The sequence below is a fragment of the Nonomuraea sp. NPDC049725 genome (assembly GCF_040674795.1).
GTDB classification, from domain to species: domain Bacteria; phylum Actinomycetota; class Actinomycetes; order Streptosporangiales; family Streptosporangiaceae; genus Nonomuraea; species Nonomuraea ceibae.
In genome coordinates, this window is the sequence record NZ_JBFANJ010000008.1 from 249,283 (window position 1) to 270,955 (window position 21,673).

Genomic DNA, 21,673 nt, shown 5'->3' on the forward strand with positions numbered 1-21,673 from the left:
AGCAGGTGAGGCCATGCTGGATGAGCTGACGGCGGCGCTGGCCGGCATATTGCCCGCCGATTCGGTGATAACCGACCCGGTCCGGCTGCGTACCTACGAGTGTGACGGCCTCACCTACCATCGTGCGACCCCCGGCGTGGTCGTGCTGCCCGAGACCGCCGAGCAGGTGGCGGGGGTGGTCAGGCTGTGCCGGGAGGCCGGCGTGCCGTTCGTGGCGCGCGGCTCCGGCACCGGCCTGTCCGGCGGCGCGCTGCCCCGCGAGGACGGGGTGCTCATCGTGACCTCGAAGATGCGGCGCATCCTGGAGATCGACCTGCCCGACCGCCGGGCCGTGGTCGAGCCGGGGGTGACCAACCTGGCGATCACCGAGGCGGTGCGCGACCAGGGCTACTACTACGCGCCCGACCCGTCCAGCCAGCAGATCTGCTCGATCGGCGGCAACGTGGCGGAGAACTCGGGCGGCGCCCACTGCCTGAAGTACGGCTTCACCGTCAACCACGTGGAGGCGTGCGAGATCGTCACCCCGGACGGCGACCTGGTGACGCTGGACCGGATGGACCCGGGCTACGACCTGCTGGGCGCGTTCGTCGGCTCGGAGGGCACGCTCGGCATCGCCACCAAGATCACGGTACGGCTGAGCCGCGCCCCCGAGGCGGTCACCACGGTGCTGGCGGCGTTCGAGAGCATCGAGCGGGGCGGCGAGGCCGTGTCGGCCATCATCGCCGCCGGGATCGTGCCCGCGGCGATCGAGATGATGGACGCGCTGGCCATCGAGGCGGCCGAGGCGGCGGTGGCCTGCGACTACCCGCGCGGCGCCGGCGCGGTGCTGATCGTGGAGCTGGACGGGCCCGCGCAGGAGGTCGAGCGGCAGTTCGCGCAGCTCCGGGAGATCTGCTCGGGCGCGTTCGAGCTGCGGGTGGCGGCCGGGGCCGAGGAGCGGGCGGCGATCTGGAAGGGCCGCAAGTCGGCGTTCGCGGCCGTCGGCCGGATCAGTCCCGCCTACATCGTGCAGGACGGCGTGGTGCCGCGCACCGCGCTCCCCCGGGTGCTGGCGGAGATCGACAGGCTGTCGGCCGAGCACGGGATCAGGGTGGCCAACGTCTTCCACGCGGGCGACGGCAACCTGCACCCGCTGGTGCTGTTCGACGACGCCGAGCCGGGGGCGGGCGAGCGGGCCGAGACGGTGTCGGGCGCGATCCTCGACCTGTGCATCGCGCACGGCGGCTCGATCACCGGCGAGCACGGCGTGGGCGTCGACAAGGCCAAGCACATGCCGCGGATGTTCTCGCCCGACGACCTCGACACGATGCAGCTCGTCCGCTGCGCGTTCGACCCGGCCGGGCTGTCCAACCCGGGCAAGGTGTTCCCCACGCCGCGGCTCTGCGGCGAGGTGCCCGGCGTGCGCAAGGGCGCGCATCCGCTGGTGGAGTCCGGGAAGGCGGAGCAGTTCTGATGCTGGAGACGGGCGTGACGGTCAGGGACCCCGGGCCGGACGACGCGGTCCTGGGGATGCTGCCGCGCCGCGTGGCGCTGCCGGAGAGCGTCGAGGAGGTGGCGGAGGTGCTGCGCGCGTGCGCCCGCGACGACCTGGCGGTGGTGCCCGTGGGCGGCGGCACCAAGCTGCACTGGGGTCCGCCGCCTGAGCGCTTCGACGTGCTGCTCGACCTGTGCTGCCTGAACCGGGTGGTCGAGCACGCGGCCGGCGACCTGGTGGTGCGCGCGCAGGCCGGGGTGACGATGGGGGCGCTGGCCGGGGCGCTCGCCGCCGAGGGGCAGGAGCTGGCCCTGGACGCGCCGTTCCCCGACGCCACCGTGGGCGGCACGCTGGCCACGGCCGTGGCCGGGCCGCGCGCGTTCCGCTACGGCACGGCCCGCGACCTGCTCATCGGCGTCACGGTCGTGCTGGCCGACGGCACGGTGGCGAAGTCGGGCGGCAAGGTCGTCAAGAACGTCGCCGGCTACGACCTGGGCAAGCTGTTCACCGGCTCGCACGGCTCGCTCGGCGTGATCGCGGAGGCGGCGTTCCGGCTGCATCCGCTGCCCGCCGACCGACGCTGGATCGTGGCCGTCGCCGACCCGCCCGGCATGGCCGAGCGCGGACCGTGCCGGGTCCGGGAGCTGGCCGCGACGCTGGCGGCCTCGCAGGCCGAGCCGAGCGCGGTCGAGCTCGACTGGCCGCACGGGCAGGGGCCGATCTGGATGAGCGTGCTGGTCGAGGGGGCCGCCGCGGCGCAGCGGGCCGAGGCGCTGGCCGCGCTCATGGGCGACGCGCTGCGCTCGGTGCGCGCGGAGCCGCCGCCGCAGTGGGGCGCGATCGTGCGTGACGAGGTGCTGGCCGAGGTGCGTTTCCGGCCGTCCAGGCTGACCGGCGTGCTGGACGCGGTGCACTACAGCGGGTTCTCGCTGCGCGGGTCGGCGGTGTCGGGCCGGATGTGGCTGGAGCTGTGGGACGACCCCGGCGAGGACAAGACGGTCACCGCGCTGCGCGGGCTGCGTGAGCGGCTGACGGCGCTGGGCGCGCGGATGACCGTGCTGGCGACGCCGTACGAGGGCGTGGACCGGTGGGGCGAGGTGAGCTCGCTGCCGCTGATGCGGCGGGTGAAGGAACGGTTCGACCCGGGGCGCAGGATGTCTCCCGGGCGGTTCGCAGGAGGGCTCTGACGTGGACCCGAAGCTGATCAACGACTGTGTGCACTGCGGGTTCTGCCTGCCGACCTGCCCGACGTACGTGCTGTGGGGCGAGGAGATGGACTCGCCGCGCGGCCGCATCCACCTGATGAAGCAGCACGTCGAGGGGACTCCGGTCACGCCGGAGATGGCCGGGCACTTCGACGCCTGCCTGGGCTGCATGGCGTGCGTGACCGCGTGCCCGTCGGGGGTGCGCTACGACCGGCTGATCGAGCAGACCAGGGCCGAGGTGGAGCGCACGCACGTGCGCGACCCGCGCGACCGGGCGGTGCGCGGGCTGGTGTTCGGGCTGTTCCCCTACCCGCGCAGGCTGCGGCTGCTGCGCCCGGGGCTGGGGATCGCGCGGCGGCTGGCGCCGTTCCTGGCGCGGGCGCACCCGGGCCTGGGGGCGATGGCCGGGCTCGCGCCCGAGGTGGCGCGGCGGCAGCGGCTGCCCCGGCTGGTGCGCGCCCGGGGTCCGCGCCGGGCGGTGGTCGGCATGCTCACCGGGTGCGTGCAGGGCGAGTTCTTCCCGCAGGTGAACGCCGCCACGGCGCGGGTGCTGGCGCTGGAGGGCTGCGACGTGATCGTCCCGGCCGGGCAGGGCTGCTGCGGGGCGCTCAGCGTGCACTCCGGGCGGCGCGACCAGGCCAGGCGGCTGGCCCGCCGGACCGTCCGCGCGTTCCGTAAGGCGGGGGTCGAGACGGTCGTGGTCAACGCCGCCGGGTGCGGGTCGACGATGAAGGAGTACGGCGACCTGCTCGGCGAGGAGCCGGGCTTCCGGGTCGTGGACCTGTCGGAGTGGCTGGCCGAGCTGGGGCCGGCGGCCGAGCGCCATCCGCTGCCGGTCACCGTGGCCTACCACGACGCCTGCCATCTGGCCCACGCCCAGGGCGTGCGGGCGCAGCCGCGCGAGCTGCTGCGCGGCATCCCGGGGCTGGAGCTGCGCGAGGTGCCCGACTCGGCCGTCTGCTGCGGGTCGGCGGGCACGTACAACATCTTCGAGCCGGAGGCGGCGCGCGACCTCGGCGACCGCAAGGCCAAGGCGGTCGGGTCGACGGGCGCGGAGCTGCTGGTGTCGGCGAACCCGGGGTGCACGATGCAGATCGCGGCGGCGATGCGGCGCGAAGGCGCCGCGATCAGGGTGGCGCACACCGCCGAGGTGCTCGACGCGTCGCTGCGCGGGGTGGGCCTGTGAGCGTGCAGTCGGTCGAGCGGGCGCTCGACGTGCTGGAGGCGCTGGCCGAGCACGGCGGCGAGGCCGGGCTGTCGGAGATCGCGGCCAGGACCGGGCTGCCCTACGGAACGATCCACCGGCTGCTGCAGACGCTGCTGGCGCGCGGCTACGTGCGTCAGGAGTCCGACCGGCGCTACGCGCTCGGCGGCGGGCTGGTGCGGCTCGGCGGCGTGGCCGAGAGCATGGTGGCCGTGTGGGCGCAGCCGTACCTGGCGAGGCTGGTCGAGCTGTCGGGCGAGACGGCGAACCTGGCGGTGCTGGAGGGCGACTTCATCGTCTACGTGGCGCAGGTGCCGTCGCCGCGCAGGCTGCGGATGTTCGCCGAGGTCGGCAGGCGGGTGCTGCCGCACAGCACGGCCGTGGGTAAGGTGCTGCTGGCCTGGCGGCCCGGCGGCGACGCGGTGACCGTGTTCGAGCGGACCGGCATGCCCAGGCGCACCCCCAACACGATCACCGACATCCAGTCGATGCTGGCCGAGCTGGGCCAGGTCAGGTCCCGGGGCTACGCGATGGACCTGGGCGAGGAGGAGCTGGGCGTGCACTGCCTGGCCGTGCCGGTGCTCGACGGGGACCGGGTGGTGGCCGCGATGTCGGTGTCGGGCCCGGCCGAGCGGATCGGCGCGCTGGACCGGGGCGAGCTGGCCGAGGGCATGCGCGGCATCGCCCGTGACTTCGCGGCGGAGCTGAGCCCGGCCGCCCGGTAACCGGCGGGGTAAAGTGTTGCGCCATGAGCAACGGCTCGGTGCAGTCGGTCGATCGGGCCATCGCGATCCTGGAGATCCTGGCCCGCGACGGCGCGAGCCGGGTGACCGACCTGGCGGCCGAGCTCGACGTGCACAAGTCCACCGCGTTCCGGCTGCTGGCCGCCCTGGAGCAGGGCGGGCTCGTCGAGCAGAGCGGCGACCGGGGCCGCTACCGGCTCGGGTTCGGCGTGGTGCGGCTGGCCGGCGCCGCCACCGCCCAGCTCGACCTGGCCAAGGAGAGCCGCGAGGTGTGCCTGCGGCTGGCCGGGGAGCTCGGCGAGACCGTCAACGTCGCGGTGCCGCGTGACGGGTGCGCGGTCAACATCAGCCAGGTGCGCGGGCCGTCGGCGATCAGCGGGCACAACTGGGTCGGCCAGCGCACCCCCGCCCACGCGACCTCCAGCGGCAAGGTGCTGCTGGCGTTCGGCGCGCTCGCGCTGCCCGAGGTGCTCGACCGGTTCACGCCGCTGACCATCACCGACGCGCGGCTGCTCGGGCTGGCCGAGATCAGGCGGCGCGGCTGGGCCTTCACCGTCGAGGAGCTGGAGCTGGGGCTGAACGCGGTGGCCGCGCCCGTGCGGGGCGGCGACGGCGCGGTGGTGGCGGCGGTGAGCGTCTCCGGGCCCTCCTACCGGCTGACGCCGCAGCGGCTGCCCGAGGTGGGCGAGGTCATGGCCGACGGCGCGAGGGAGATAAGCCAGCGGATCGGCCATTACCGTTGAAAGCATGTGCCGAAGCATCAAGACCCTGCGCCCGCCCTACACCGAGGACGTGACCGAGGAGGACGTGCGGGCCGCCGCGCTGCAGTACGTCAGGAAGATCTCGGGCTTCCGCGCCCCCGCCGCCCACAACGCCGAGGCGTTCGACCGGGCCGTCGAGACGATCACCCGCGCCTCGGAGGAGCTGCTGGCCGCATTGCAGGTTCGCGGAAGCCGTTGACAGGCCCGGCCCGCCGGAGAAGTGTCCCCGGTGTAACCACACCGACTGCAGGGGGCCGCGATGATCAGCGGGCTTTACCAGGGGCAGGACGGCGACTCGCGGCTGGAGCTGCGCGTGGACGTCGACGGGACCAGGCCGACCGGGCGCGTCAGCGGTGACCTGTTCACCGTCTCCGGCGCCACGACGGGCTACACGGGCTCGTTCGTGGTGCACGCGCCGGCCGTGACGGCGGGGGCCGTCGAGGGGCGCGGGGCGTTCACGTACGAGACCGGCGATCAGGACGTGCGCGTCACGATCTCCGGCGAATCGGGCACCGCGCAGGTGGCGGGGCGCACCTACCCGATCACGTTCGTCTCGCGCCACTTCCGCAAGGTCCTGCTGGAGCAGGACTCCGTCGCCGGGGCCGTGCCGTTCGTCAGCTACGACACCGGCTCGCTGCCGGGGCCCGCCGGGTCGCCCGCGCGCGAGCTGAGCGTCGCCGCCGCGTGGGCGGAGGCGGGCATCGAGCTGACCGTGGCCGAGCCGGGCGTCATCCCGGTCGACGGCGCGGGCGCCGACCTGGCGTGGGACGACGCCGAGCTGCACCACGCGATGACGCAGCAGTTCAGCAGGTTCGGCGACGCGGCGGCCTGGCGGGTGTGGCTGCTGGTGGCCAGCAAGCACGTCGGCGGCTACCGGGGCATCATGTTCGACTACGGCGACGCCCACCAGCGGCAGGGCGCCGCCGTCTTCCACGACGCGATCAAGGGCGACTCGCCGCAGGCGCAGCGGGCCATGCTCAGGACGTACGTGCACGAGCTCGGGCACGCCTTCAACCTGCTGCACTCCTGGCAGAAGAACCTGGCCACGCCGCCCCAGCCGCTCGGCCCGTCGGGCGGCTTCGGCGACCTGTCGTGGATGAACTACGTGCAGAACTACCAGCCGGGCGGCGAGGCCGGTTACTGGGCGGCGTTCCCGTTCCAGTTCACCGACTCCGAGCTGGTGCACCTGCGCCACGGCTTCTACCGGGACGTGGTCATGGGCGGCGGCGCGTTCGGCAGCGGCGCGGCCGAGCCGGCCCCGTTCGAGCAGCCGGTCGAGGACCTGTCGGGGCTGGCGCTGGAGCTGCGGGCCAAGGAGTCGTTCGGGTTCGGCGAGCCGGTCGTGGTCGAGCTGCGGCTGTCGTGCACCGGTGAGCCGCGCACGACGCACGGCCACCTGCATCCCGACACCGAGTTCACCCAGGTGACGATCACCCAGCCGGGCGGCAGGACCGTGCTGTACCGGCCGATGATGCGCCACTGCGTCGACAGCTCGCCGCGGATCCGGCTCGACGCGGGCAACCCGGCCATGTACCGCAGCGCGTACATCGGGCATGGCCGCGACGGGCACTACTTCCAGCAGCCCGGCGAGTATCACGTCAGGGCCCAGTACGTGGCCGCCGACGGCTCCCGCGTCGTCTCGCCCCCGTGCCTGGTCCGGGTGCGCCGGCCGGTCGGCGACGACGACCACCGGGTGGCCGAGCTGATGCTGGGCGAGGAGCAGGGCCAGCTGTTCTCGCTGCTCGGCTCCGACTCCCCGGCGCTGCGCTCCGGCAACCTGGCGCTGGAGGAGGTCATCGACCGCTACGGCGGGCATCCGCTGTCGGTGTACGCCCGGCTGGTCAAGGGGCTGAACGCCGAGCGCGGCTTCAAGGCGCTGACGCCCGGCAACCGGCTGCGGGTCCGGCCGCCGGACGCCAAGCAGGGCGTCGAGCAGCTCGCCGAGGTGGCCAGGATGGGCGGCATCGACAACATCACGCTCAACCTGGTGATGCGGCGGCTGGCCCGGGCCGAGGCGCGGCAGGGCGAGCTGCGCAAGGCGCACGCGGTGATGGACGCGATGGTCGCGACGTTCGCCGCCAAGGGTCTCAATCCCATCGTCATGGGGCAGATCAGGCGGCAGGCGGAGCTGACGAAGTCGGCGCTCAGCGCCGAGGCGTGAGAGCTAGCCGGTCAGCGTGACCGGCCGGCCGCCGCGGCAGCCGATGGTCAGCTCGACGTCCTCGCCCTCGTCGGCCTCGAACTCCACCTGGACCTCGAGGGCGGGGCCCGGCTCCACGCCGTCGACCGAGTAGCCCTGCGCCGGGCTCCAGGACCGCAGGGTCGCCCGGTCGCCGTCGCAGGAGGCGATCACGGTGCCGCCGGGGCTGCGGACGAACTCACCGCCCTGCGAAGTGGGCTGGGCGGACGGGCCGGATGTCGTGGTCGCGGGCGCCGGCTGCCGGGCCGACGCGGTGGCGAGCGCGGCGCGAGCCTCGTCCTGCGTCATGACCTCGCCGGACGAGCCCGTCAGCGCGCCGCCGACCAGGCCGAGCACCGCCACGGCCGCGCCCGTCGCGGCCACCGCGGTGGCCGCCCAGGCCAGGACGAGTCTCTTCACCCCGCCACCTTCCCCCCTGTACGGCTAAGCCCAGGTTAAGACCGCGATAACAGGCGACGTCACAACACCGCCGACCGTCTACCGTTTCCGTATATGGCTGACATCCTGCTCATCGAGGACGACGTGACGATCCGCACCGCGCTGAGCCGGGGCCTGCGGGATCTCGGCCACGCCGTGTCCTCCTCCCCCACGGCGCTCGACGGGCTGCGGCTGGCCGTCCAGGACCGCCCCGACCTGATCGTGCTCGACCTGGGGCTGCCCGACCTGGACGGGGCCGAGCTGCTGCGCATGCTGCGCGCGGTGAGCAGGGTGCCGGTGATCGTGGCGACCGCCCGCGACGGCGACGCCGAGATGGTGCCGGTGCTGGACGCGGGGGCCGACGACTACGTGGTCAAGCCGTACAGCGCCGCGCAGCTCGACGCGCGGATCAGGGCCGTGCTGCGGCGGGCCGCCGACGCGACGCCGGAGGAGCCGCTGCGGGTGGGCGGGCTGCGGGTGGACCCCAGGGCGCGGGAGGCCCGGCTGGACGGGGCCACGCTGGACCTGACGCCGCGCGAGTTCGACGTGCTGCACTACCTGGCGGCGCGGGCCGGCGAGGTGGTCACCAAGCGTGAGCTGCTGACCGAGGTGTGGCAGCTCCCGTACGGCGGCGCCGACAAGACCGTGGACGTCCACCTGTCGTGGCTGCGCAGGAAGCTCGGCGAGACCGCCTCCGAGCCGCGCTACCTGCACACGGTGCGCGGCGTCGGCGTGAAGCTGGTCGGCCCGTCGTGAGGCGCTGGCTGGCGCTGCTGGTGGCGGCCACCACGTCGCTGGTGCTGGTCGCGCTGCTGGTGCCGATGGCGCTGCTGATCCGCGCCGTCGCCGAGAACGGCGCGACGAGCCGCGCCACCACGGCCGCCGAGTCGGTCGCCGTCGCGGTCGGCACGCCGGAGCTGTCGCTGGCGCTGGAGCAGGTGGCGCGGCCGGTCACGGTGTTCCTGCCGGACGGCGGGCGGCTCGGGGAGAAGGCCGAGCGCTCCGCCGCGGTCCGGCTGGCGGCGACGGGCCGCAGCGTCACCGCCGAGTGCGACGACGGCGGCCGGGAGGTGCTGGTCGCCGTGCAGTCACCGGACGGCACGGTGGTGATCCGGGTGTACGTGAGCGAGGACGAGCTGTGGCGCGGCGTGCGCGAGGCGTGGCTGGCGCTGCTCGGGCTCGGGCTCGCGCTGGTCGTGCTGGGCATCGCGCTGGCCGACCGGCTGGCGCTGGCCGTCACCCGGCCGGTCGACGGGCTGGCGCGCGTGTCGCACCGGCTCGCGGGCGGCGACCTGGAGGCGCGGGCCGAGCCCGGCGGGCCGCCCGAGGTGCGCTCGGTCGCGCTCGCGCTCAACCATCTGGCCGGGCGGATCGGTGACCTGCTCGCCGCCGAACGCGAGTCGGTCGCCGACCTGTCGCACCGGCTGCGCACGCCGCTGACGGGGCTGCGGCTGGACGCCGAGTCGCTGCGCGACCCGGAGGAGGCCGCCCGCATCGGCGCCCGCGTCGACGCGCTGGAGCGGGCCGTCAGCGCCGTCATCACCGACGCCCGCCGCCGCTCCGCCGGGCGCGAGAGCTGCGACGCCACGGCCGTGGTGGACGAGCGGGTGCGGTTCTGGTCCGTGCTGGCCGAGGACCAGGGCCGCGCGGTCACGGTCGCGCTGCCCGAGGGCGAGCTGCCGGTCGCCGTCGGCGGCGAGGCCCTGGCCGCCGCCGTGGACGCCCTGCTCGGCAACGTCTTCGCGCACACCCCCGAGGGCGTGTCGTTCACCGTACGGCTCGCGCCCCACCCCTCCGGGGCCGTGCTGACCGTCAGCGACGACGGCCCCGGTTTCGACCCCGCCCTGCTCGCGCGTGGCACCAGCGGCGCCGGCTCGACCGGGCTCGGCCTGGACATCGCCCGCCGCACCGCCGAGTCCTGCGGCGGGCGCCTGACCGTCTCCTCCCACGGCGGCGCCATCGTGGAGATGGTGTTAACGCGGCCTTAGCGCGCGTTTACCGTCGTTCGCGGTTTCGTCTTGGGTATGCACATCACCAAGAAGATCATCGTTGCCAGCGGGGTCACCATGGCCCTCGTCGCCGGCGGGTCCGCCGCCTTCGCCGCCGTCAACCGGCCCGCCCCCAAGGTGAGCGCCGAGCAGGCGATCCAGCTCGCCCAGAAGCAGGTGCCCGGCTCCTGGGTGTGCGAGGTCGACTTCGACCGGCGCGGCACCCGCCCCGACGTGTGGGAGGTCAAGGTCGTCAAGGGCGACGTCGCGCACGAGCTCGACATCGACGCGGCCACCGGCAAGCTCCTCCACGAGGAGACCGAGCCCGTCGACGACGACGGCGACCGGGACGACGACTGAGCCTCCGGCGCTCAGCCCGCCGCCACCACCTCGATCTCCACCAGCCAGTCGCCGGCCAGCGTCTGCGCCACGACCGCCGTGGTGGGCACCCGGCGTCCGCCCAGGGCGGCCACCCTGGCCCTGGCGTTCGCCTCGGCGTAGCCGGGGTCACGCAGGTAGCTCGTCAGCCGCACGATGTCGTCCACCCCCATCCCCGCCGCCGCGAGGATCGCCCGCAGATTCGCCCAGACGAGCTCCAGCTGCTCGTCCAGCGTGGCCCCGGCGACGCCGTCGCGGTCCAGGCCCATCGTCCCCGCGACGAACAGGAACCGGGACGGATCACGCACCTCGATCGCGTGCGCGTAGTCGTCGGTGGCGGCGTAGACGCCCTCGGCCGGGTCGTGCACGATCAGCTCCATGCCGGCCATCGTGACCCCTCGGGCGGCCCGGCCCCAGAGCCAATCCGCCCCGATTGGTCCCCTCCCGGCCCGGCGTCAGCAGGAGGACAGGACGCCCTTCATCGCGTCCTTCTCCGCCGCCGTGACCCACAGCTCGTACTTGGCCTTCACCTCGATCTGCCGGGCGATGTACGCGCACCGGTACGACTTGCGCGGCGGCAGCCAGGTCGCCGCGTCGGAGTCGCTCTTCTGGCCGTTGAGCGGGCCGTCGACCGCGAGCAGGTTCAGCGGGTCGTTGGCGAACTCCTTGCGCTTGGTCTCCGACCACTTCTGGGCGCCCTTCTGCCAGGCGTCCGACAGCGGGATCAGGTGGTCGATCTGCACCTCGGAGCTGGTGTCCTGGCCGCGCCTGAAGTCGATCCGCTTGCCGCTGTAGGGGTCGTCGAGGATGCCCGTGAGCACGACGCAGTCGTGGGTGCCCTTCTTGAACGTCTCCTCGCGCAGGTCGCGCTTGAGGATGTCGTTGCGCGTGTCGCAGCCGTTGTGGTCGACGTCGGCCCACGCCGGGCCGAACTCGTCACGGTCGAACCCCGTCTTCGGCGCCCGGCCCTTGACCACCAGGTCGTCCAGCTTCTTGCGCGCCTCGCCGACGTCGGCCGCGTCCCCCTTGGCGGCCTTGCCGGAATCGGGGGTGAGGCTCGACCCCAGCTCCCCGCAGCCTGTCACCGTCATCGCGACAGCCAGCGCCGCCGCGGCCATTCTCGCCCGTCCCCGCACGTTTGCCCCCAGACTCCTGATGTAAAAGCCTAGGTATATCAATTACCCGTAACGCCGCACTTATCTCCTGATGGCGTCAAGAAGCCATTCGGCGAGGTATCGCGTGTACGAGGAACGTACGTGGATCTTGTACGCGTCCATCCCCTTTTCCAGGATCACCGGCACCCCGGCGAGCAGCGTCTGGGCAGGGCCGGTGAACACGCTCGGGTGCAGGTCGAGGGCGCATCCGGTGATGAGCACGTCGAGCGCGCCGGGGCCGCCGAGCTCCAGCACCGTGCGCTGGCCCGACACGTCCACCCAGCCGTCCTCGCCCTCCCCCTCGACCAGCCACCACGCCGGGCCCAGCCGCAGCCCCCTCCCGGGGTCGGCGCCGCGAACCTCCCACCTGGGGACGGGCGGCAGCTCCCGCAGCCGCACCCGTTCGCCGCCCGCCGCCGCGAACCGCTCCGCGAACGCCGCCGCCGGGCTCTCCGCACGCGCCGGTCCCACCGTCGCCCACGGCCGCGCGGGCGCCGGGTCGCCCTCCCGCCTGGCGTTCTCCGGGTCGTAGAAGACCGGATCCACCACGCGCACCCCGACGGCCGTCTCCCCCGCCACGGCCACCAGCCGGTCCCCGGGGCCCACCCCGCGCGCCAGGGCCAGCGCGAACGTCCGCCCCAGCACGGCGCTCTCGTAACTGCTGGTCACATGCCCTGCCATCGGCACCGGGGCCGCGTCCGGGGGGACGAGCTGGGCGCCTTCCTCCAGGAGGGCCGCCGGGTCGTCCGGGAGGAGGCCGACGAGGCGCTTGCGGTCGGTCCTGGCGGTGTCGGGCCGGCTGTGGGAGCGCTTGCCGACGAAGTCGGGCTTGCTCCGGGAGACGATCCACGACATGCCGAGGTCGTGCGGCGTGACGGTGCCGTCGGTTTCCTGGCCGACGATGGGGAAGCCCTTCTCGGCGCGCAGAACGTGCATGGTCTCGGTCCCGTACGGCACGGCGCCGAGGTCCAGGACCGTCTCCCAGAGCGCCCGTCCGTAGGCCCAGGGCACGTTGACCTCGTAGGCGAGCTCGCCGGAGAAGCTGATGCGGAAGACGCGCCCGGCGACGCCCAGCACGGGGGTGGCGGCGTACCGCATGAAGGGCAGGTCCACGGCGCCGGGGGCGACGGCGGCCAGGACGCGGCGGGCGTGCGGCCCGGCGACGACGACGGTGGCCCAGTGGTCGGTGACGGAGGTGAGGCGGACGTCGAGGTGCGGCCATTCGGTCTGGTGCCATTCGTCCAGCCGGTCGAGGACGGTGGCGGCGTTGCCGGTCGTGGTCGTCATCAGGTAGTGGTCGCCGGCGAGGCGGGTGGTGGTGCCGTCGTCCAGGACCATCCCGTCGGCGGTGCACATGAGGCCGTAGCGGCAGGCGCCGACGGGGAGCGTGGAGTACAGGTTCGTGTAGATCCGGTCGAGGAGGACGGCGGCGTCGCGGCCCCGGAGGTCGATCTTGCCGAGGGTGGAGGCGTCCATCGCGGCGACGGAGGCGCGGGCGGCGCGGCACTCGCGCAGCACGGCCTCGCGCATGCCCTCGCCGCCGATCGGGAAGTAGCGGGGCCGCTTCCACTGGCCGACGTCCTCGAACACGGCGCCGCGGGCGACGTGCGCGTCGTGCATGGCCGTGGTCCTGACGGGGTCCGACAGCTCGCCCCGGGCGCGGCCGGCGAGCGTGGCGAAGGCCACCGGCACGTACGGGGCGCGGTACGTGGTCGGGCCGACCTGGCCGGGCGCGGCGCCGAGGAGCGCGGCCAGGACGCCCGCGACGAGCGCGCCGGAGGTCTTGCCCTGGTCGGCGCCGGTGCCGGCGGTGGTGTAGCGCTTGACGTGCTCGGCGGAGCGCAGCCCGGCGCCGGTCGCCCTGGCGAGGTCGGCCACGGTGACGTCGCGGTGGAGGTCGACGAACGCGGTCGGGTCGGGGGCGAGCTCCCCCCAGTACGCGGCGGGCGCGTCACCGGCGGGGACGGGCCGGGCGGCGCGGCGGGCGGGCCGTCCCTGGGCTGCGTGGGCGGCGTCGAGCCCGGCGGCGTGGCCGTCCTCGGCCGCCTGTTCGGTGCCGTACAGGCCGCGGCAGGCCCCGGCGGAGCGCTCGGCCTGCGCGGAGCGGCCCGGCACGAACGCCTGGAGCGCCTCGTCGAACACGATCGTCCCCCGCGACTGGCTGAACAGGTGCACGGCCGGGTTCCAGCCGCCCGCGACGGCGAGCAGGTCGGCGGCCACGTGCCGGCCGCCGACGCGGACGCCGGTGAGCAGGCCGTCGCCATCGGCGGTGGTCCCGGTGATCACCTGGCCCGCCCCGCCGGGGCGCGGGTCGACGACGGCGGCGATCTCCACCCCGGCCGCCTCCAGGTCGCGGGCCGCCTCGTACCCGGAGTCGGCGCACGCGTACACGACCGCCCGCCGCCCGGGCCGGACCCCGTACCGGTTGACGTAGGCGCGGGCGGCGGAGGCGAGCATGACGCCGGGCCGGTCGTTGCCCGGGAAGGGCAGCGAGCGCTCGTGCGCGCCGGTCGCCAGCACGACCTGCGCGGCCCGGAAGTGCCACAGGCGTTCGCCGTCGTGGCGGCGTTCGACGGCGACCAGGTGGTTGTGGTCGTAGTAGCCGATCACGGACATCCTGGTGAGGACGCGGACCTCGGGCATCCCGGCCAGCCGGCGGGCGGCGCCGCCGGCCCGGTCCAGCGGGTCGCGGCCGTTGAGCAGGTCGCCGCCGAGGCGGGGCTGGTCGTCGGCGAGGATCACCCGGACCCCGGTCCCGGCGGCGGCCAGGGCGGCGGCGAGCCCGGCGGGGCCGCCGCCGACGACCAGCACCTCGCAGTGCAGGTACGCCTTGTCGCAGCGGACGGCCCCAGTGACGGGGCGGGCGGGGTCAAGGCGGCCTTTGCCGCGCAGGCTCCACGCCTCAAGACCGGCGCGCAGCTCGACGGTGGTGGCGGGCAGCATCGGGTCGTCCCCGACGCGGACGAGCGCGTTCGGCTCCTCGGCCCCGGCGGTGAAGACGCCGCGCGGGCGGCCCAGCTCGACGCTGCGCCCGACCACCCGCACCCCGGCGGCCAGCAGCGCGGAGGCGAGCGTGTCGCCGGGATGCCCGTGCAGCGGACGGTCGTCGAAACGGAACGGGAGCGTGACGGATCGGTCGATGAGACCGCCGGACGGCAGACGGGTCATGAGGGGGCATCCCGGATCTCGTGGGTGACCGTGTGGCGCTCGACGGTGAACCAGACGCGGCACCCGTGCACGTGGAACCACCGCTCGTGGAACCAGCCCTTGGGGTTGTCGCGCAGGAACACGTACCGGGCCCACTCGTCGTCGGTGAGCTCGGCGGGCGTCTCGGGGTAGGCGACGCCCGCCTGACCGCCGTAGCGGAACTCGTTCTCGTCGCGGGGGCCGCAGTGCGGGCAGGGGATGAGCATCATCAGTGCGCCACCGCCGCCGCGCCGTGCTCGTCGATGAGCGCCCCGGTGGCGAACCGTTCCAGGGCGAACGGCTCGGCGAGCGGGTGCGGGACGCCGTGCGCGATCGTGTGGGCGTAGACGGAACCGGCGCCGGGGGTGGCCTTGAAGCCGCCGGTGCCCCAGCCGGCGTTCACGTACAGGCCGTCGACCGGGGTGGGGCCGATGATCGGCGAGGCGTCGGGCGACACGTCGACGACGCCCGCCCAGGTGCGCAGCACCCGCACCCGGCTGAAGATCGGGAACAGCTCCAGCGCCGCCGCCATCTGCGCCTCGATGACGTGGAAGGCGCCGCGCTGCCCGTAGGAGTTGCAGGCGTCGATGCCCGCCCCCATGACGAGCTCGCCCTTGTGCGCCTGGCTGACGTACACGTGCACGGCGTTGGACATGACGACGCAGTCGAGCACGGGTTCGAGCAGCTCCGACACGAGCGCCTGGAGGGGGTGGGACTGGAGGGGCAGCCGGAGCCCGGCGCGTCCGGCGAGCACGGAGGTGTGCCCGGCGGCGGCGAGCGCGACCTTGCCGGCCGCGATCCGGCCGCGCGAGGTCCGCACGGCCCCGACCCGGCCGCCGGTGATCTCGAACCCGGTGACCTCGCAGTCCTGGATCAGGTCGATCCCGTACGCGTCGGCCCGGCGGGCCAGCGCCCAGGCGACGTGGTCGTGCTTGGCGATCCCGCCCCGGCGCTGCAACGTCGCGCCGAGCACCGGGTGGCGGGCGCTGCCGGAGACGTCGAGGACCGGGCAGAACTTCTTGACCTCGGCGGCGTCGAGCCATTCGGCGTCGATGCCGTTGAGCCGGTTGGCGTTGACCCGCCGCCTGCCCTCGCGCACGTCGGCGACGCTGTGGGCGAGGTTGAGCACGCCGCGCTGGCTGAACTGCAGGTCGTAGCCGAGCTCGTCGCTCAGCCCCTCCCACAGCCTGAGCGAGTGCTCGTAGAGTGCGGCGCTCTCGTCCCACAGGTAGTTGGAGCGGATGATCGTGGTGTTGCGCGCCATGTTGCCGCCGGCCAGCCAGCCCTTCTCCAGCACGGCCACGTTGGTGATGCCGTGGTCGCGGGCCAGGTAGTAGGCGGTGGCCAGGCCGTGGCCGCCGCCGCCGACGATCACCACGTCGTAGGCGGGCCGGGGGTCGGGGTCGCGCCACAGGAAGTCGGGGTGGGTCAACGTCGGATCTTCTCCATCCGCGGGTCGTACAGCGGTTCGGCGGCGACCTCGGCGGCAACCCGCCGCCCGAAGTAGGAAATTTCAACCTCTGTCCCGGGGGTGGCCAGCTCGACCGGCAGCCACGCGTACGCGATCGGCCGCCCGATCGTGTGCCCGTAGGCGGCGCTGGTCACGTACCCGACCGTGCGGCCCGCGTGCCGGACCGGCTCCTTGCCCATGACCACCTCGTCCGGCAGCAGCGGCGCCAGGGTGCGGCCGATGTCGGGGCTGAGCGCGTCCCTGCCGACGAAGTCCTTGCCCTCCTTGACCGCGAACCCCAGCCCGGCCTCGTACGGGCTGTGCTCGGTGGTCATGTCGACCCCCCAGAGCCGGTAGCCCTTCTCCAGCCGCAGGCTGTTGAAGGCCGCCCGCCCGCCCGCGACCGGCAGCCCGGTGGCCCAGAGCGTGTCCCACAGCTTGAGCCCCAGGTCGGCGGTGGTGTAGAGCTCCCAGCCCAGCTCCCCCACGTACGAGACCCGCATCGCGGTCACCGGCACGATCCCCACGTGTCCCGTCCGGCAGGTGAAGTAGCGGAAGCCCTCGTTCGACAGGTCCATGTCGGTCAGCGGCTGCACCAGCTCCCTGGCGCGCGGCCCCCACACCCCGACGCAGCAGGTGCCCGGCGTGATGTCGCGCACGTACACGTCGCCGGGCGCGTGCCGGGTGATCCAGTCGAGGTCCAGGTTGCCGTTCGCGCCGATCTGGAACCGGTCCTCCGCCAGCCGCGCCACCGTCAGGTCCGACCGGATGCCGCCGCCCGCGTCCAGGAGCAGCGTGTACGTGACCGAGCCCGGCTTCCTGTCGACGTCGTTGGTCATCAGCCGTTGCAGGAACGCCGCCGCCTTGGCCCCGCCGACCTCGATCCGCTTGAGCGGCGTCATGTCGTAGAGCGCGACGCCCTCGCGGGTGGCGTGCGACTCGGCGGCGGCGACCGGCGACCAGTGCCGCGCCGCCCACTCGTCGCGCCGGGCGGCGCCCAGCGCGGGCTCGGCGAGCCGGTCCGCGAGCGGCCGGTTCGCCTCGAACCAGTGCGGCCGCTCCCACCCGGCCGCCTCCAGGAAGCAGCCGCCCAGCTCGCGCTGGCGGACGTGGAACGGGCTGGTGCGCATCGGGCGCGGCGAGCTCATCGGCTGGAGCGGATGGATGACGTCGTAGACCTCGGCGAAGTTCTGCGCGCCGCGCTCGGCCACGTAGGCGGGGGCGAGCTGGACGGGCTCGAACCGGCTCAGCTCGCACTCGTGCAGGTCGTAGCCGGAGCGGCCGTCGACCAGCAGCTCGGCGACGGCCCTGGCGACGCCCGCCGAGTGCGTCACCCAGACGGCCTCGGCCACCCAGAACCCGTCCAGCCCCGGCGCCTCCCCGATCAGCGGGAACCCGTCGGGCGTGAACGAGAAGACGCCGTTGATCCCGTCGCGGTAGCCCGCCTCCTTGAGCGCGGGCAGCAGCTCGGCGGCGTCACGCCAGGCGGGCTCGAAGTCCTCCTCGGTGAACGCCCGCACCGACGGCATCGTGGTGCCCCCGGGCTCGATCTCGTGCTGGGCGACCGGCATCGGGCGGTGGGAGTAGGAGCCGACGCCGATCCGGTCGCCGTGGTGGCGGAAGTAGAGGTCACGGTCCTGGTGGCGCAGGATCGGCCCGGCCGCCGCGCCGGGCACCGGCCCCGACCTGGCGTACTGGTGGGCCAGCGGCTGCAGCGGCACGGTGAGCCCGGCCATCGCGCCGATCGAGGGCCCCCAGAACCCGGCCGCGCACACGACCACGTCCGCCTCGACGACCCGGTAGCCGCCGGCGTGCTCGACGGCCACGCCGGTGACCCGGCCGCCCTTGTGGTGCACGCCCACCACGGTGTGGCCGGGCAGGAAGCGGGCGCCGCGCCCGACGGCCCGCCCGGCCTGGGCCTCGCAGCAGCGCACGGCGTCGGCCAGCCCGTCCGCGGGCACGTGGAACCCGCCGAGCACCCGGGCGGGGTCGAGCAGCGGCCACAGCTCGGCGCACCGGGCGGCGTCGACCAGGTGGCCCTCGACGCCCCACGACTCGGCCCAGCCGTGCTTACGGTGCAGGTCGAGCCAGCGTTGCGGGGTGGTGGCCACCTCCAGGCCGCCGACCCGCTCGAAGCAGCCGAGCGCGGCGTACTTGCGCACGGTGTAGGCGGCGAACTCCGTCATGGTCTTGGACGGGTTCGTCTGGAAGACCAGGCCGGGCGCGTGGGAGGAGGATCCGCCGGTGGCGGGAAGCGGCCCGCGGTCCGCGACGGTGACGTCGGTCCACCCCCGGCCGGTGAGCTCGTCGGCCAGGGCGCAGCCCACGATGCCGGCTCCGATGATCACGGTACGCGGCCGGCTCACCATGGGCCCTCCGGTTGTTCCCTGATGCGCAACATGGACCGGATTACGCAACGAACATAAGGCCGAGCGGGACCTCCGACAAGGCCCCCGCTCCCGGAGGGCGCGGCTAGGTGATCAGAATCCCGCCGTCGACGGGCAGCGTCACCCCGGTGATGTACGAGGACGCGTCGCTCGCCAGGAAGATCGCGGCGGCGACCAGCTCGGCCGGATCGCCCGCCCGCCGCATGGGCACGCGCAGCTCCAGCATCGCCTCCAGATAGCCCGGCTTGTACTGCTCGGTCATCTCGGAGGCGAAGAAGCCCGGCTCCAGGCAGTTGACCCGGATGCCGCGCCGCCCGGTCCACTGCTGGGCCAGGTCGCGGGTCAGCCCGATCACCGCCGCCTTGGACGCGCTGTAGGCGGCCTGCGGCAGCCCGGCGGTGGTCTCGCCGAGGACGCTGCCGATGTTGACGATGGACGAGCCGGGCCGCATCACCCTGGCGCACGCCTGCGCCATCCAGTAGGTGCCGTGCAGGTTGATGTCGACGACCTGCCGGAACTCCTCGGGCGTCTCGCGCAGCGCCGGCACGGCGGTGCCGACGCCCGCGTTGTTGATCAGCACGTCGACGCCGCCCAGCCCGTCGACGGCCGCCGCGACGAGCGCGTCGCAGTCTTCGACCCGGGTCACGTCGGTGGCGACGGCCACGCAGCGGCGGCCGGTCTCCTCGACCAGCCGCCTGGTCTCCTCCAGCCGGTCGGCGCGGCGGGCGCCGATCACGAGGTCGGCCCCCGCCTCGGCCAGGCCGCGGGCGAAGGCGACGCCCAGCCCCGCGGACGCGCCGGTGACGATGGCCACCTTGCCGTCGAGGCTGAAGCGGCCCAGCATGTCAGAGCCCGTATTCCTTGACGATCCGCTCGTGCCGCTCGACCTCGACGTCGACCTCGCGGGCCAGGTCGAGCCAGGCCAGCGGGTGGGACCAGCGCTCGGTGGCGTCGTCGAGCAGGGCGTCGACCTCGACCGCCGAGACGTTGGGCGGCACCGCGACCCAGCCGAACACGCCGGGGATCTGCTCGCCGGTGGTCGGGTGGGTGACCTTGTAGTTCTCGTCGCTGTAGACCCACATCGGCCAGCCGCGCTCGGCCATGACCTCGGTGAACTCGGTCCAGTCGGCCTCGCTCGGCGCGGCGCCGTCGAAGAAGTAGCTCGTGTAGCCGCCGGGGCGCAGGATGCTGACCGCGGCGAACGGGGGCACGAAGTTCTGCTGCTCCTGGGGGTCCTCGGGCAGCGGCTCCAGCAGCTGCGGGTCGAAGACGACCAGGTCGCCCGCGTTGTACTCCATCCCGCGCGGCTGCGGCAGGGCGAGCCGGGCGGTGGCGGGGCCGGTGCGGATGGACAGGACCTGCCGCTGGCCGCCGTCGGGCGCCGGGAGGATGACCCGGATGAGGCCCAGCTCCTCCTCGATCGGCCCCTCGGTGGACTTGATCGGCATGCCGATCTTGGCGGCGCCCTTGCGCACGGTGTCCCAGTCCTCGGCGGCGGTCGCCATGACGATCATGCGCCAGACGTCCTCGTCGGTGAGCTCGTCGAGCACCTCCAGCAGCGCGCCCGCGCCCCTGGCGTTCTCGTCGACCTGCTGGGCGGCTCCGGCGAGCACCCGGCGGGCCTCCACCCCGGCGCCGGCGGCCACCGCGTGCTCGGCGGCGTCGAGCGCCTCGGCCCAGCGCTCGCGGGCGCTGTGCAGGCGGGCCAGGGTCAGCCACTTGGCGTCGTGCGGCAGCTTGCCGGCCATCTGCTCCAGCCGCTCGTCCTGGCGGGCCTCGATGAGCAGCGTGGTGAGGTAGGCGACGTCGTCGCCGTCGGCGGAGGCGATGTCGCCGCTGTCGACGAGCATCTTCCAGTAGATGTCGGCGCCGGAGGACGGGTAGCCCAGGAAGCCGAGCGTGGTGGTGTGGCGGCGGGTCGCCTCGATGTCCTTGCCGGACAGCGGGGCCAGCCAGCCGACCCAGCGCTCGGGGTCGGCGTTGTAGCCGTCGGCGGCGTCGAAGTAGCCGACGCGCTCCTCCAGCGGGCCGGGCGCCTCGGGCTCGGTGGCGGCGTCGGCGGCGGCGCGCAGGGCGGCCACCCGCTCGGCCACGCCGGAGGCGTCGCGCAGCTCGCCCGCGCCGGACTCGGCCAGGTCGGCCAGCAGCCGGGCCTGCCACACGCCCTGCCGGGCGACGGCCAGGTCGCCCGCGACCAGCGCGAGCTCGACCCGGGAGCGGTAGCCGCCCATCATGCCGAAGTAGTCGATCCACTGGCGCAGCACGCGGCCGAGCTGCCAGGTGTTGGTGATCTGGGACGAGCTCGCCAGCAGGCTGACGGCGCGGGTCCACTCGACGAAGACCCTCGGGTGCTCGCCGACCACGTCGAGGTCGGGCAGCGCGTCGACGGCCTCGGCGACGCGGCCGAGGGTGGCCAGGATGAGGGCGCGGCGGACGCCGTCGCGGTGGTCCTTGGCCACGGGGTCGTCGGCCTGGAAGCCGGCGGCGGCCTGGAGCGCGGTCAGCGCGTCCTCGGCGCGGCCGGCGACGAGCAGCGCGCGGGCGCTCTCGGCGCCGAGCTCCCAGCTCGACTCGCGGCCGGCGGCGCGCAGCCGCTCGACGGCGGACTCGGCGTAGCTGACCGCCTCACCGGCGCGGCCGGCGTCGACGAGGGCGGCGACGTACTGCGTCACGAGGCCGCTGTAGGCGGGACCGGCGGGCTCGGCCTGCTCGATCGCGGCGCCGAGCGTCTCCAGGCGCTCGGCCGCGTAACCGGGGCCGTCGGCGTTGGCCCAGGCGATGGCGAGGGCCTCGACCGCGGCCGGCGTGGCCGGGCAGGAGCGCACCTCTTCGCGCTGGGCGAACGCGAGCAGGTGCTGGGCGTCCTCGATCGCGACCGCGCCCTGGGCGCGGTCGCCGATGCGGCCGATCAGGTGCCAGTAGCGGGCGTAGAACTCGAGCCAGGGCTGCTCCAGGGTCTCCGCCTGCTGGGCGATGGCCGGGGCCATCACGTCGAGCTGGGGATAACGCCCCTCATAGGCCTGTGCGGGGAGGTCTCCCAGCGCCATGGCGAGGCCAACGTTGCCCGCCTCGGAAAGCTGCTGCTGGGTTTCGCCGACCCAGGCCCAGATGTCCACGTCCATGGGC

19 protein-coding genes are annotated in these 21,673 nt (G+C 74.3%); 10 read left to right on the top strand and 9 right to left on the bottom strand.

Features of this window, described 5'->3' with window-relative positions:
- Positions 1–13: 13 nt before the first annotated feature.
- The 7 genes from AB0J53_RS22575 to AB0J53_RS22605 are packed head-to-tail and all read left to right on the top strand — an operon-like array spanning position 14 to position 7,548.
- Positions 14–1,453: an FAD-linked oxidase C-terminal domain-containing protein gene (locus AB0J53_RS22575; RefSeq protein ID WP_364175309.1), complete on the top strand. Its 1,440-nt coding sequence runs from the start codon at positions 14–16 to the stop codon at positions 1,451–1,453.
- On the top strand, positions 1,453–2,661 hold the full coding sequence (locus tag AB0J53_RS22580) for an FAD-binding oxidoreductase (protein WP_364175312.1): 1,209 nt from the start codon (positions 1,453–1,455) through the stop codon (positions 2,659–2,661). The genes AB0J53_RS22575 and AB0J53_RS22580 overlap by 1 nt, the downstream gene beginning before the upstream one ends.
- A 1-nt stretch (position 2,662) precedes the next feature.
- Positions 2,663–3,865 carry a heterodisulfide reductase-related iron-sulfur binding cluster gene (locus AB0J53_RS22585; RefSeq protein WP_219517755.1) on the top strand — a complete coding sequence of 401 codons (1,203 nt, stop codon included), beginning with the start codon at positions 2,663–2,665 and terminating at the stop codon, positions 3,863–3,865.
- The gene (locus AB0J53_RS22590) at positions 3,862–4,608 is read left to right on the top strand and encodes an IclR family transcriptional regulator (RefSeq protein ID WP_357585181.1); all 747 of its coding nucleotides are present in this window, start codon (positions 3,862–3,864) and stop codon (positions 4,606–4,608) included. The genes AB0J53_RS22585 and AB0J53_RS22590 overlap by 4 nt, the downstream gene beginning before the upstream one ends.
- A gap of 23 nt (positions 4,609–4,631) precedes the next feature.
- Positions 4,632–5,369 carry an IclR family transcriptional regulator gene (locus AB0J53_RS22595; protein WP_219517753.1) on the top strand — a complete coding sequence of 246 codons (738 nt, stop codon included), beginning with the start codon at positions 4,632–4,634 and terminating at the stop codon, positions 5,367–5,369.
- Between the two features lie 4 nt (positions 5,370–5,373).
- Positions 5,374–5,586, top strand: coding sequence for a DUF2277 domain-containing protein (locus AB0J53_RS22600; protein ID WP_219517752.1), 213 nt, complete (start codon positions 5,374–5,376; stop codon positions 5,584–5,586).
- 60 nt (positions 5,587–5,646) lie between these two features.
- Positions 5,647–7,548 (top strand): hypothetical protein, encoded by a 1,902-nt coding sequence (locus AB0J53_RS22605; protein ID WP_364175318.1) that lies wholly within the window; start codon positions 5,647–5,649, stop codon positions 7,546–7,548.
- A gap of 3 nt (positions 7,549–7,551) precedes the next feature.
- On the opposite strand, the gene AB0J53_RS22610 is transcribed toward AB0J53_RS22605, so the two are convergent.
- Entirely contained in the window at positions 7,552–7,986 is a 435-nt protein-coding gene (locus tag AB0J53_RS22610) for a hypothetical protein (protein ID WP_364175321.1), read from the bottom strand.
- Positions 7,987–8,079: 93 nt separating this feature from the next.
- Between AB0J53_RS22610 and AB0J53_RS22615 the strand changes: the two genes are divergently transcribed.
- Genes AB0J53_RS22615 through AB0J53_RS22625 form a run of 3 tightly spaced genes read left to right on the top strand, consistent with a single transcriptional unit; the run spans position 8,080 to position 10,352 of the window.
- On the top strand, positions 8,080–8,760 hold the full coding sequence (locus AB0J53_RS22615) for a response regulator transcription factor (RefSeq protein WP_219517748.1): 681 nt from the start codon (positions 8,080–8,082) through the stop codon (positions 8,758–8,760).
- A complete protein-coding gene (locus AB0J53_RS22620) occupies positions 8,757–9,992 on the top strand; it encodes a HAMP domain-containing sensor histidine kinase (RefSeq protein ID WP_219517747.1) in 1,236 nt (411 codons plus the stop codon). The genes AB0J53_RS22615 and AB0J53_RS22620 overlap by 4 nt, the downstream gene beginning before the upstream one ends.
- Positions 9,993–10,028: 36 nt before the next feature.
- Positions 10,029–10,352: a PepSY domain-containing protein gene (locus AB0J53_RS22625; RefSeq protein ID WP_219517746.1), complete on the top strand. Its 324-nt coding sequence runs from the start codon at positions 10,029–10,031 to the stop codon at positions 10,350–10,352.
- Between the two features lie 11 nt (positions 10,353–10,363).
- Here AB0J53_RS22625 and AB0J53_RS22630 read toward each other — a convergent pair whose 3' ends face one another.
- The 8 genes from AB0J53_RS22630 to AB0J53_RS22665 form a co-directional block, all read right to left on the bottom strand.
- Positions 10,364–10,750, bottom strand: a complete 387-nt coding sequence (locus AB0J53_RS22630; RefSeq protein ID WP_364175326.1) for a RidA family protein — start codon at positions 10,748–10,750, stop codon at positions 10,364–10,366.
- Positions 10,751–10,825: 75 nt separating this feature from the next.
- The gene (locus AB0J53_RS22635) at positions 10,826–11,461 is read right to left on the bottom strand and encodes an HNH endonuclease family protein (RefSeq protein WP_364175329.1); all 636 of its coding nucleotides are present in this window, start codon (positions 11,459–11,461) and stop codon (positions 10,826–10,828) included.
- A 105-nt stretch (positions 11,462–11,566) separates the two neighbouring features.
- Positions 11,567–14,692, bottom strand: a complete 3,126-nt coding sequence (locus AB0J53_RS22640) for a 2Fe-2S iron-sulfur cluster-binding protein (RefSeq protein WP_364175332.1) — start codon at positions 14,690–14,692, stop codon at positions 11,567–11,569.
- The gene (locus AB0J53_RS22645) at positions 14,689–14,940 is read right to left on the bottom strand and encodes a sarcosine oxidase subunit delta (protein ID WP_364175335.1); all 252 of its coding nucleotides are present in this window, start codon (positions 14,938–14,940) and stop codon (positions 14,689–14,691) included. The genes AB0J53_RS22640 and AB0J53_RS22645 overlap by 4 nt, the downstream gene beginning before the upstream one ends.
- Complete coding sequence (locus tag AB0J53_RS22650) at positions 14,940–16,142, bottom strand: sarcosine oxidase subunit beta family protein (RefSeq protein WP_364175338.1); 1,203 nt, start codon at positions 16,140–16,142, stop codon at positions 14,940–14,942. Before AB0J53_RS22650 ends, AB0J53_RS22645 begins: the two co-directional genes overlap by 1 nt.
- Positions 16,139–18,529, bottom strand: coding sequence for an FAD-dependent oxidoreductase (locus tag AB0J53_RS22655; protein WP_364175340.1), 2,391 nt, complete (start codon positions 18,527–18,529; stop codon positions 16,139–16,141). Before AB0J53_RS22655 ends, AB0J53_RS22650 begins: the two co-directional genes overlap by 4 nt.
- A 103-nt stretch (positions 18,530–18,632) precedes the next feature.
- Complete coding sequence (locus tag AB0J53_RS22660) at positions 18,633–19,391, bottom strand: SDR family oxidoreductase (RefSeq protein ID WP_364175343.1); 759 nt, start codon at positions 19,389–19,391, stop codon at positions 18,633–18,635.
- A gap of 1 nt (position 19,392) precedes the next feature.
- Positions 19,393–21,669, bottom strand: coding sequence for a tetratricopeptide repeat protein (locus AB0J53_RS22665; protein WP_364175346.1), 2,277 nt, complete (start codon positions 21,667–21,669; stop codon positions 19,393–19,395).
- Between the last annotated feature and the right edge of the window lie 4 nt (positions 21,670–21,673).